General features: G+C 29.9%; 11 protein-coding genes. All 11 read right to left on the bottom strand.

Annotation, left to right across the window (positions count from 1 at the left end):
- Window positions 1–95: 95 nt before the first annotated feature.
- Window positions 96–1,097 (bottom strand): type I glyceraldehyde-3-phosphate dehydrogenase, encoded by a 1,002-nt coding sequence (gene gap / locus INR60_RS08960; RefSeq protein WP_194191179.1) that lies wholly within the window; start codon window positions 1,095–1,097, stop codon window positions 96–98.
- A 55-nt stretch (window positions 1,098–1,152) separates the two neighbouring features.
- On the bottom strand, window positions 1,153–2,190 hold the full coding sequence (locus INR60_RS08955) for a sugar-binding transcriptional regulator (protein WP_194191178.1): 1,038 nt from the start codon (window positions 2,188–2,190) through the stop codon (window positions 1,153–1,155).
- Window positions 2,191–2,464: 274 nt separating this feature from the next.
- Window positions 2,465–3,841 carry an RNA polymerase factor sigma-54 gene (gene rpoN, locus INR60_RS08950; protein ID WP_194191177.1) on the bottom strand — a complete coding sequence of 459 codons (1,377 nt, stop codon included), beginning with the start codon at window positions 3,839–3,841 and terminating at the stop codon, window positions 2,465–2,467.
- A 74-nt stretch (window positions 3,842–3,915) separates the two neighbouring features.
- The gene (locus tag INR60_RS08945) at window positions 3,916–4,980 is read right to left on the bottom strand and encodes a BMP family lipoprotein (protein ID WP_194191176.1); all 1,065 of its coding nucleotides are present in this window, start codon (window positions 4,978–4,980) and stop codon (window positions 3,916–3,918) included.
- 82 nt (window positions 4,981–5,062) lie between these two features.
- A complete protein-coding gene (fakB, locus tag INR60_RS08940) occupies window positions 5,063–5,902 on the bottom strand; it encodes a fatty acid kinase binding subunit FakB (protein WP_194191175.1) in 840 nt (279 codons plus the stop codon).
- Window positions 5,903–5,921: 19 nt separating this feature from the next.
- Window positions 5,922–6,383, bottom strand: coding sequence for a tRNA (cytidine(34)-2'-O)-methyltransferase (locus tag INR60_RS08935; RefSeq protein ID WP_194191174.1), 462 nt, complete (start codon window positions 6,381–6,383; stop codon window positions 5,922–5,924).
- 126 nt (window positions 6,384–6,509) lie between these two features.
- A complete protein-coding gene (locus tag INR60_RS08930) occupies window positions 6,510–7,352 on the bottom strand; it encodes a Cof-type HAD-IIB family hydrolase (protein ID WP_194191173.1) in 843 nt (280 codons plus the stop codon).
- A gap of 162 nt (window positions 7,353–7,514) precedes the next feature.
- Window positions 7,515–8,996: a VanW family protein gene (locus INR60_RS17625; protein WP_194191172.1), complete on the bottom strand. Its 1,482-nt coding sequence runs from the start codon at window positions 8,994–8,996 to the stop codon at window positions 7,515–7,517.
- Window positions 8,997–9,222: 226 nt separating this feature from the next.
- The gene (locus INR60_RS08920; RefSeq protein WP_194191171.1) at window positions 9,223–10,167 is read right to left on the bottom strand and encodes a glycoside hydrolase family 25 protein; all 945 of its coding nucleotides are present in this window, start codon (window positions 10,165–10,167) and stop codon (window positions 9,223–9,225) included.
- Between the two features lie 60 nt (window positions 10,168–10,227).
- Complete coding sequence (locus INR60_RS08915; RefSeq protein ID WP_194191170.1) at window positions 10,228–11,856, bottom strand: sensor histidine kinase; 1,629 nt, start codon at window positions 11,854–11,856, stop codon at window positions 10,228–10,230.
- Window positions 11,846–12,547 carry a response regulator gene (locus INR60_RS08910; RefSeq protein ID WP_194191169.1) on the bottom strand — a complete coding sequence of 234 codons (702 nt, stop codon included), beginning with the start codon at window positions 12,545–12,547 and terminating at the stop codon, window positions 11,846–11,848. The genes INR60_RS08915 and INR60_RS08910 overlap by 11 nt, the downstream gene beginning before the upstream one ends.
- Window positions 12,548–12,604 lie beyond the last annotated feature (57 nt).

The following is a 12,604-nucleotide window of genomic DNA, read 5'->3' as shown; positions in this document are numbered from 1 at the left end:
AAAATTTATATTTGAATTTTAAAATAGTCTGGCCTTATAGCCTTATACTACAAAACCAGACTTATAAAACTTTTAATTACTATCTAATTAATAGATTACTTTAAGTTAGCGAAGTATCCTAAAGTTCTGATTAATTGGTTAGTGTATGACATTTCGTTATCATACCATGAAGCAACTTTAACTAATTGTTCTCCGTTAACTTCCATGATTTTAGTTTGAGTTGCATCGAATAATGATCCGAAGCTGATTCCGATTACGTCTGATGATACTATTGGATCTTCAGTGTATCCGTATGATTCGTTAGCAGCAGCTTTCATTGCAGCGTTGATTTCTTCAACTGTAGTGTTTTTGTTAAGTACGCAAACTAACTCAGTTAATGATCCAGTTATTACTGGAACTCTTTGTGCGTTTCCGTCTAATTTACCAGCTAATTCTGGGATAACTAATCCGATAGCTTTAGCAGCTCCAGTTGAGTTAGGGATGATTGAAGCAGCAGCAGCTCTTGCTCTTCTTAAATCACCTTTACCGTGTGGTGCATCTAAAGTATTTTGATCGTTAGTGTAAGCGTGGATTGTAGTCATGAATCCTTCTTTTAAACCGAATTGATCGTTTAATACTTTAGCCATTGGTGCTAAACAGTTAGTAGTACATGAAGCACCTGAGATAACTGTATCGCTAGCTTTTAATATTTCATTGTTTATGTTGTAAACAACTGTTGGAAGGTCGTTTCCAGCTGGAGCTGAGATAACAACTTTCTTAGCGCCTGCTTCGATATGAGCTGAAGCTTTGTCTTTTGATGCGAAGAATCCAGTACACTCTAAAACGATGTCTACGTTTAATTCTCCCCATGGTAAGTTTTTAGGTTCTCTTTCTGCAGTAACTTTAATTTCTTTTCCGTTAACTACGAAAGCTCCTTCTTTAACTTCGATTTCTCCATCGAATCTTCCTTGTGCTGAATCATATTTGAATAGGTGTGCTAAAGTTTTAGCATCTGTTAAGTCGTTGATTGCAACAACGTTGAACTCAGGGTTGTTGATCATTAATCTTAAAGCTAATCTTCCTATTCTTCCAAAACCATTAATTGCTACATTTACCATTGTAAATACCTCCTAAAAATAGCCTTTATAAAAATTTTTTTTATAAACGATTTTATTAATTATTTTGCTTAGATAAAATCTTTACGATTTCTCTAGCGCAAGCTTCGTCAGTAACTAATACTCCGTTAGTATTACCCTTTTGAGTAACAATTATTGACTCAAGCTTATTTTTTCCACCAGCGACAGCAATATGTGTGCTAATCCCTCTAGCTTCAAAAATATTTATTCCAATAGCAGTTGTTTTTGCAACCACTTTAGAAGCTTTATTAAAGTAACATCCACATGCTTCTCCCACAGCTTCCAGACTTTTTAACTTTTCAATACTCTTTTCTGAAAGACCTCTTTTCTCTGCCATTTCTATAGCATTTCCAATTCCGTAAAGAAATATGTCTGCATTTTCTACAGATTCTAAAACTTCTTTTACTTCTCTTTCTTCTTTAAGAGACTTTAAAAGCTCTGGACTGATATTTTCAGGGATATGAAGCATTTTATAAGTTCCATTTAGTTTACTTGCAAGTAAGGCTGCTAATGTATTTGCTTGAACTTCAACAGTTCTTCCCATTCCACCTCTTGCTGGAACTACTAGGACACGAGATACATTGTTAACCTTTGACAGTGATTCAACTGTCTCTTTAACGGCAGTGCCTCCTGTAATTGCTATGGTATCATTATCCTTAACCATTTTCTTTAAGTAGTTTGAAGCTGCTTTTCCTAAATCACTAAGAATTGCAGGATTCTTATCTACGTCTCCTGGGACTATTATTACTTTTTTAACTTTAAGAAGACCGCAAACTTCACTTTCTACATCAGAAAGTCCTTTAAGTTCGTGCACAAAAGCGTTTAACTTGTAAACAAGCTCTTCACCTTCTTTAGTAACTGTCATACCTGGAGTATTAATCTCTATAAGCCCTTGTCCTTTTAAAAAAGTGATCTCAGTTCTAACTATTCTTTCACTTAAGTGAAGTTCATTTGCTAAAACTCTTCTGCCTATAGGTTGATTAAAATAAATGGCCCTTAGTATATTGTACCTTTTTTCTAGTAAATCTACAACTTCAGGAACTATTTTCTTTTGCAAATGAATTATTTCTTGCAATTTAAAACACTCCTCTGGTCATCCAAAGACCCACTCTATTTTTTTTCGTCCCACAAGTTATATTATAAGTTATATCTGCCAATTTTTAAACCCTAAATTAAAAGTTTTTTGTTAATTCTTCTAAATTAATATCCTTTACATATATTTTACATACACGCTAGCCTTAGAGTAGACTAGCTTAAGATAGATTGTAGGAACGAGATTACTTCTTTAGAAAAATTTAGGGCAAAAGTAATTTAAATTTACTTTTGCCCTATCTCTTATAGAATATATTTTATAATCGCTTTCTTTTACTAGAAGATGGGATATTAATTTCTTCCCTGTATTTTGCTACAGTTCTTCTTGAAATTTTAATATTTTCCTCTTTTAACATATCAGAAATATTTTGATCTGAGTAAGGCTTAGACTTATTTTCTCCATCAATTATTTCTTTTATTCTATTTTTTATTTTTAAAACTCCTAAATCTTCATCATTTCCTATAGCTGTAGTAAATAAATCTTTAATTTTCACAGTTCCCCTATCAATTAAGATATATTTATCTTTTATTGCTCTGCTTATTGTTGACTCGTGAAGTTCTAGTTCTTCTGCAATTTCTTTTAAAGTCATAGGCTTTAAAAAATTTTCCCCGCGTTTAAAGTATTCTTTTTGCTTTTCTATAATTTTTTCTAATACTCTATAGAGAGTACTTCTTCTTTGTTCTATACTCTTTATTAAAAATAATGCTTTATTAAGCTTTTCTTTTACGTAATCTGTAGTTTCTTTGTTTTCATCATTATTTATGATAGTTTTATATGTATTACTTATAGAAAGCTTCGGGACTACACTATCGTTCATTATTATAACGTATTCACCATTAATTTCACGTATAGCTGCATCTGGGATTATAAACTTAACTTCTTCACCAGTATAAAATCCTCTTGAAGGTTTTGGCTCTAATTTTTTAACTACATCCCCATACCTTTGAGCTTCCCTTGGTGAAATAGAAAATTTTTTAGCTATATCACCGTATTTGTTGTTTGCTATATCTTCTAAGTGATTATTTACTATATCCACCATTATTTCATCGTCTAAAGCTAATTTATCTAATTGAATAAGAAGACACTCTTTAATGTCTCTAGCCCCTATTCCGTAAGGTTCTAAATCTTGAACTACTTCTAAAGATTTTAAAACCTTTTCTTCTTCTATATTAAGTTCTTCTGCTATATCTTTAGTCTTACACTCTAAATATCCTCTATGATCTAAATTTTCTATTATGTAATCTCCTATTTCTTTAGTTAGATTATCTACTTCCATTTCCATAAGCTCTTCGTGTAAAAACTCTTTAAGAGATTTCTTCTCTGAAATAAAGTTAAATGGTGACACATCTTCGTTATCATATGAACTATAGCTTTGAGCACCATAATTATCAAATTCAAAGTATTTTATCATCTCTTTGTAATCATATTTATCCATTCCGTTGTCTTCACTTATTGAAGATTTTTCACTGTAATCTTCTTTTAAATTTAAGACTGGATTTTCTGCATATTCTTTATCTATATATTCTCTAAGTTCAGTAACAGACATTTGTAAAAGCTTAATTGACATTTGCATTTCTTGAGTCATAACAAGTTTTTGTTCTTGAGTTAAGCTAATAGAATAATCCATTTTCATATTATCACCTACTAATATTCTCTAATACTCTTAAAAATTAATTTCTGTAATCATTATAGCATATATTAGGAAATTTAGGCTTTAAATTGTATTACCTCAAACAGTCTGTTTGGAACTTTAATTTCTCCACTTTTCACTTTATCTTTATAAAATTTTAATTTTTTCATAGTGTCTTTAGATACATGCTTATAAGTAGAAGGAGCATAATCTATACCTCCATCAGCTATACCAAACTCTGATTTATTCATAAGTCCACTTTTAAATTTACCTTCAACAAAATCTCCTGTAACATCATATAGAGCTTTGTTTACGTACTTCATCATAGAAGATATTATTACATCTTTATATTCTTTAATTACCTCGCCTTGGTCGTTATCTACTCCTATTGCTTTTTTATTTAATTCTTTTGCAGCTTTAAACACGCCACTCCCTGACTTCCCTGCGGAATGAAAAATTATATCACAACCATTTTCATATAATGCTTTTGCTTCTTTGTAAGCTTTTTCTTCATTTTGGTAAGCTTCTACAAACCTAACATTTTCTCTGTTAACTAAATCTTTTTCTAAACCATTGTTTACAGTTTTTACTCCACAAGCATAACCTGTTAAAAATTTAATTCCGTCTTCATCGTCCTTCCCTCCAATATAACCAACCTTTTTAGTTTTAGTTTCGTTTCCTGCTATAACACCCATCAAATATCCACCTTCTTCGTGGTTGTAAGTTATAGACTTTACGTTAGGTTCATCTATTACGCAGTCAACTATAACGAAGTTTTTTATTCTTTTTTCTCTAGACATCTTTTTTACTATATCTTGGTAGGGAGCTCCAATAAATATTATTAGATCACTTTTTGCACAAATCTTTCGTATAGTTCCTTCGTTTTCACTTGATTCATCTAACTCTTCATAAATTGCGTTTAGAGAAAACTTTTCAGCACCCTTTTCTACCCCTCGTTTACTTATATCTCCAAAGGATTCATCTTCAAAACTTGGTGCAAATAGAGCTACTGTATTATTATTGTTTAAAATATTTTCTTTTTTAAATCTATTTGTACAGCCTGTAATTGATGTAATGATATATAAACATACTATGATTACGAACAAAAATGAAATTTCCCTATTATTTTTTATTTTTTCCAAAATTATCACCTCACTTTAGTTTAAGTTAAGATTATTTTTCCCAAAATAAAAAAATCCATGCTTAGCACGGATTTTTTGATAATTATTTTTCACTTGCAAAGAAAAAGCCAACAGCTTTATTCCCTGAATGAATTCCAACAGAACATCCTATCGGAACTTCTAAATATTCTATATTATTTTCTTCTAAATAATCTCTTAAAACAGTATATATCTCATCACTATCTAGGTTTATTAAAATTACTGGCAAATCTTTTCTAGGCTTAAATTTCTCAATATCAGAAATTATTTTTTTAGCAGCCTTTTTATTTCCACGAACCTTATCTTTAAGTGCCATAACCCCATCTCTCACTTCTAAGATAAGTCTAATTCCAAGTATTCCAGTTACTACACTAACTGCTTTAGGTAGCCTTCCACCCCTAACTAAGTTGTCCAAAGATTCAAAGCTTAATGATGAATTTATATGAGATTTTAAATCTTCGATTTCTTCTGCTATCTCAGAAACTGGCATTCCTGAATCTCTAAGCTTTGCAGCTTTTATAACTAATAAGCCAAGTCCTGATGTAATAGTTTGAGAATCTACTATATATACATCTTCAGTCTCAAGCATCTGTTTTGCTAAACAAGCTGATTGATACGTTCCACTCATACCTGATGACATTATTATAGAAAGGACTTTATATCCTTCATCTAAATATTTCTTATAAACTTCTACAAATCTGTTTGGAGTAATTTGTGCCGTCGTTGGGAACACATCTCCATTTTCTATTCTTTCGAATACTTCAGGTAGTTCAATTTCTACCCCATCTAAATAACTCTCTTCTCCAAAGTTAATTAGAACTGGTAAAACTTCTATGTCTAATTCTTTTAGTAAGTCTTTTGGTAAGTCAACTGTACTATCTGTTATAATTTTTATTTTTTCCATTTTTCAGTATCCCTTTCTACTATTTCATATTTGGAAATCCTAGCTGTCTTAATGCCTCATATGCTACTATCGCTGCTGTATTTGATAAATTTAAGCTTCTTGTACTTGACTTTATCATAGGAATTCTGATACCTTCATGCGCATTATGTACATCTTCTGGAACCCCACATGTTTCTCTTCCAAACATTATGAAATCTCCATCTTTATATTCAACTTCGTCATAGTGTTCTCCACCATGTGTAGTAGCTAAATATATGTTTCTATCACCATATTTTTTCATAAATTCTTCATAGCTCTCATGAACTTCTAATTTTAATTCATCCCAATAGTCTAATCCTGATCTTTTTACCTGTTTGTCACTTATATCAAAACTAAGTGGTTTAATTAGGTGTAGCGTTGCGTCTGTTAATACGCAAGTTCTTGCTATATTACCTGTATTTTGTGGTATTTGTGGTTGATACAAAACTATATTTATACTCAAAAAAATCACCTTCCATTTTAAGAAAAAATAAGATGAAACTCCTTTCATCTTAACTCTTAACATTAACCTAATATAGAAATAATACTACACTACTTAAGTTAATGTCAAAATTTTAAATTTTAATTTTTAATCTAAAACAAACTTTTTAACAGCTTTTCCTACACCATCTTCAATATTTGTATCTGTGATATAATCTGCTTTTTCTTTTAATTTATCAATACCATTTCCCATTGCAATTCCAAGACCTGCATACTCTATCATACTTATATCATTTTCATTATCACCTATACAAATAATCTCTTCTCTTTTTATTCCATACTTTTCTCCAAGTACTTTAACGGCTCTTCCCTTTGAAACTCCCTTTTCATTTATCTCTATACTTGAGTCTCCTGAAAGATAAAAAGTTATTCCATCTATCTCTTTTAATCTATCTCTAAATTTTCTAAGCCCTTTTTTAGTTTTTCTAAAGGCTATACATTTAGTTACCTTACCCTCATTTTCTTTAAGCCAATTTTCTAAATGCTCTTCACTTTTTATAGTTTTAAGCCTTATATTAAAATCATCTAATTCTTTGCAAGGTAATATTATTTTACCTATAAAAGCACTTAGATATGAATTAGTTATTATTTCGTCTATTGTGTGCATATGTAAAATTACTTTGCAATCTTTTGCCATTTTAAATAGCTTTCTTATAGCTTCGCTATTAATCTTACTTCTATAGATAACATCCTCTGAATATTTTTCACGAATAACTGCTCCATTACCGGCTATAACCGCTGATTTTGCTCCTATAAATTCTGAAAAATACGCAGCATTATTATATAATCTCCCTGTTGTTACTACTATATGAGTACCCCTATCAGAAGCTTCCTTTAATATCTTTTTATTAAAGTCACTAATCTTATGTTTTTCCCCAAGTAAAGTTCCGTCCATATCTATACAAACCATCTTGTATTTATTTTTTGTCATAGCTTATGTTCCCTCCAAAATTACCTTTACTTTAAAATATAGCAAGTTAAATATTTAACTTGCTATATTATCTATAAAACATTATACATTTAATTAACTTTTTCTTCCACCTAAAACTTTAATTTAAATTAAATATAACTTTAATGATAAAATTTTAAACTTTTAAGTAGTCGGAGTTTGAACTGCTGGGTCTCCAGCTTCTGGCTTCGGATCCTCTTTTGGGGCTTCCGGCTTAACTTCTGGCTTAACTTCTGGTTTAACTTCTGGCTTTTTAGTTCCAACTCTTACTTCTTTTTGAACCATAGCGTAAGTATCTGTAGAAACCAATTCTTTTTTTATAACTTTTCCATCTTTGTAAGTTAACTGATACCCTTTAGCTACATAACCAGCTTGTCCTGCTGATTCAACTACTCTCTTTCCTTCTTCTAGCGTTGGATCATTAACTATTTTCTCTGTTGGCGGAATAGTTCTTATAATCTCATTAGCCATCTCATAAGTTTTTCCACCTAATGCATTTTTATCACCATATACTTTAAAAGTAGCTACCTTGTTACTTGTGTATCCTTGTATATATATTGGGAAATCATAAGTATTTTTTATTTTAAAATCTAAATATCCCCAAGCTACTGTAGCATCTAATCCTGGCTTTGCGTAACCTACTGTAAGTGAGTGGTTATGTCTTTCAGCTGGTCTTAAATTTGCTCTCATAACTGCTCTATATAAAGCACTTGAAACTTGGCAAATCCCTCCACCTATGTCTTTTTCTATTTTATTGTTTATATAAACATTACCTTCTTTATATCTGCTTTTATCTCTTTGAGTAGCCTCGCTGTAACTAAATACTTCTCCTGGCATAAGTAGCGTCCCATTAACAAAGTCAGTTGCAACTGCTATATTTGTTGACCTTGAATAATCTGAAGTAGTATATGCACTTGAATACTCACCCATAACACCATTTATTTTCTCTAAATCTTTTTTCAAAACTTTAGGTTCTTGAACTTTTGTATTTACAGTTAAAACTGTTTCTTTTGATAAATCACCATTTACCGCTTCTTTTAGTTTAGTGTCTAATTCTTTTTTATCTATAACATTACCTGATTTTCCTTCTGTAATATTCTTAGCACCACCAGTGCTTATAGTTATCTTAGCATCTTGAGGTTTATTACTAAGCTTATCTATTATTTTTTCCTCTAAGTTTACTAACTTTTTGTTATCATAAAAAAACTTTATAGGAATATCAGTCTTTTTCCCCTTACTAATTAAAGAATTTTTTTCTAAAAGATTTTCATCTTTTCCATATTTTAAAGCATCTTCTGCTGTTAAATCTAAATCATATTTTGGATCTATGTCCTTATATTTAGCTTTAAACTCTTTATCTGTTCCTTCTACCTTTATAGTTATTTCTTTATTATCAATTTTCTCTGTATAATTATCTTTTAATAATACCTTTGCTTCATCTAACGTCTTATTAGATAAATCAACATTTCCTACAAATACTCCTGGATAAATTTTATTTTCATACTTCTCTACATTTTCCCTTGCAAAAGATATGTAACCAAATACCCCCGCAAAAGCTAATACCGCTGCAACTGATGTTCCGATTATAATGTTCTTTTTCTTACTACTTCCTTTAGGCTCGCTCACTTAACATTTCCCCCATTCATTTAGAGTTGTCCATTCATAAATCTACCAAATAAATTATATATTACAAAATAGCATATTTTAAGTAATTTATCGTAATAATGATTTATTTTGAGATATATTTATGATTATTAATAAAATTTTAAATATAATTAGAGTTAAGCTATAAAGAAGAGTAAATCCTGTTATTTTTTCGATAACTTTCCTCACTTTATAACCTAACTCATTTTTATCCTTCTATCTTTACTTTTGATCTAATTTTTGAAGATTCACCATCGTAATCAAAAGCATCTATTCCTATTTCAAGCATCCTACCTTTAGGTTTGTATATCTTACTTAGTGGAATTTTGTAAGAGGTGTCTACTTTGTCTACAGTTCCAATCCAATATCCATCAACAAATATATTGTACCCTAAAAGGTCTATGTCTGTGTTTTTTTCCCAAGTTACGTGGATAAATTTATTATCAGCATAAGCTTTTAAGCCCTGTACTTCTCTAGGTTGAGTTAAAAGATCTAATTTCACCCCAAAATTTGCATCAACTGGGTTTCCAACACCTTTTACATTTTCATTTTCTGAATACTGCCAAATCCTCCACCTAGTCCATCCGCCAACGTTTGGTGGATATGGAGGGTTATTTGGAATATTTGTATACATAGCAATCCAAAGCGGCATATTTTTTAAAGGTTGCTCTCCCTTACTATTTTTAAAATCTCCGTAAAGATCTATGAAAAATGTACCTGTATAAAGCATTAGTCTTCTTCTAGTCTTTTTTTCAAACCTATTTCTAAATCTATCTATCCAGTTTAACATTGCATCGTTAGATAGTTTATTTTCTATAGGAGTTTCAACATCTAGGACAGGAAACAAATCTCCGTAATTTTTATTTCCGAATCCTTTTTGAAGTATTCCTATAAAATCATCACATTGTTCATCCGCACTTACTAAATTATATGATGGTACCCCAAAGTGATATGCACCAACTGGAATTTTATATCCTCTACTTTGTTTTGCAAATTCAACGAATTTTTTATCTTCTCTAAACTTTCCACTTCCTGAACCAGAAGACCTTAAGTATAGAAAGTCTATAGTGCTTGCTAAGACTTTAAAGTCAACATTTTGACTATATTCATTTAAATCAATCCCAAATGTGTCTTTTGGACCTTTATCTTGCATATATCCTCCAAATAATAATATTTCTCCTTAATAGAATATTATTATTTAGGTAAAAAGTTACTACATTCTAAATCTTACATAGAAACTTATATCGTTTCCGTAACACTCTGCCCAAATCTTACCGTTATGTCTTTCGATAATATTTTTAGTTATAGCAAGCCCAAGCCCTGTTCCTCCACTATTTGTATTTCTAGATTCGTCTAACCTATAGAATCTATCAAATAATTTTTGAAGTTTTTCTTCTGGAATATTATCTCCTCTATTTTTAACTGATATAGTTACAAAGTTATCTTTCTTATAAACTCCTATTATAACTGCACCTGGTTTATAAGAGTATTTAACAGCGTTAGTTAAAAGGTTCTCAATAGCACGAACCATCTTTGATACATCTAAACTTAATATTATCTTTTCATCTGATAATGTAAGTATTTGCTCTATATCATTTTCTTCAAAGAAAGGTTTCATTTCTTCTGAAATTTGAGAAATAAAATCAACTAAGTTTACTTCGCTCTTTTCTAAAGTCATATCACTATTATTTATTTTAGTGTACTCAAATAAATCTTCTATTAGAGCTTTAAGTTGCTCTGATTTATTAAATGCTATATCTAAATATTCTTTCATTTTTTCTTCTGAATCATATCTTCCATCTTTAACTAAACCTATATATCCCATAACTGATGTAAGCGGAGTTCTTAAATCGTGAGAAACATTAGTTATAAGGTCTGACTTTGTTTTTTCTGCTAACTTTTGAGCTTCAATCTGCTTATTTACTTCTCTTGCCATTATATTTATGTTTTTTGATATTCTAGATATTTCATCTTCTCCTCTTTCAGCAATAACATAATCTAATTCACCTTCTGCAATTACTTTAAGTCCTTCTGAAATCTCGTGAATATACTTCATTTTATTTTTTGTTACTATTAAAAATAGAATAATGAATGCTAAAAACGCAAGCACCATAGCTAAAAATGAGTTTTCAACAGTCTTTTCTAGATTTTCAATCCGTCCTGTTGGAATCGCTTTATAAACTAAGTAATATTGTTCTTTTCCAAGTGAAATAGGATAAAGTGCTGTAAACTCTTTTGGTTTACTTTGATTTGTTGAAATATCGTATCTACCGTTATGTTCTACAGAAAATTCTTCTTCGTATTTATTTTCTGATATTCCCTTTAAAACACTAAATATATCTACTTTTTCATTAGATACGTTAGGAGTTTTTCTTAGGACATTCCCCTCTAGATCAGTTATAAATACTAAATCTCCTTCGTGCTTATACATATTAAACACATCTTGGAAATATTTATTATCATTAATATCTATAGTTCTCTTTTCTCCATTAACATCAACAGTTCTATTTTCCTCAATATATCTTGCCATGCTTTCAGCATTATTACTTAAAGAATCATAATCATATTTAATAACTGATGTATATACAATATTTCTAAATAGATTATTTGTAACCATATAAATAGCACCGGCTATTAAAAAACAAACTATTATAGCAATAACTAATTCAAATTGAACACTTTGCTTTATCTTCCTATCTAACCTTTGGATTAAAAACTTAATTCTAATTGTTAGCTCCTTTAAATTTCTTCCAATAAAGCTATTACTAAATTTATTTTTTAATCTTACCCTAAGCTTTTCTTTTTTAGGTTTTTCCCCTTTGTCTTTTTTTCTATTTATCAATTTTATATCCTACCCCCCATACAGTTTTGATAAATCTAGGATTTCTAGGATTTTCTTCTATCTTTTCTCTTATTTTCCTTATGTGTACCATAACAGTATTATCTGATTCTAAATATTCTTGTTTCCATACACTTTCATAAATATTTACAATAGAAAATACTTTTCCACGATTTTTAGCAAGTAAAACTAAAATATCAAATTCAGTTGGAGTAAATTTTATAAATTCTTCTCCTAAGAATACTTCGTGAGTATCTAATTTTATATTTAAATCTTCAATATTAACTTCTAAACTTGTGTCTTCTTCTTTAGAAAATTTATTGAATTTTTTGTATCTTCTAAGTTGTGATTTTACTCTAGCTATAAGTTCTAATGTATTAAATGGTTTACTTAAATAATCATCAGCTCCCATATTAAGTCCTAAAATCTTATCTATATCTTCTGATTTAGCAGATAACATTATTATTGGCATTTCAGAATTTTCTCTTATTTTTAAACAAGTCTTTATACCGTCCATCTTTGGCATCATGACATCTAAAATTACTAAATCTATATCTTTTTCCTCTAAAAGATTCAAAGCTTCTATACCGTTTTCAGCTTTAAAAGTTTCATATCCTTCGCCCTTTAAATATATCTCAACTAAATCTCTAATTTCTTTTTCATCATCTACAATAAGAATTCTCTCTTTTTCCATTACTTATACCTCCAATATACCTCTTATTCTAAGGTTTATATCTTAATAAAACCCTAG

It is taken from the genome of Clostridium chrysemydis (assembly GCF_015234215.1).
Taxonomy (GTDB): Bacteria; Bacillota; Clostridia; order Clostridiales; family Clostridiaceae; genus Clostridium; species Clostridium chrysemydis.
The sequence above is the reverse complement of the archived record's forward strand: the minus strand, read 5'-3'. Positions and strand labels throughout refer to the sequence as shown.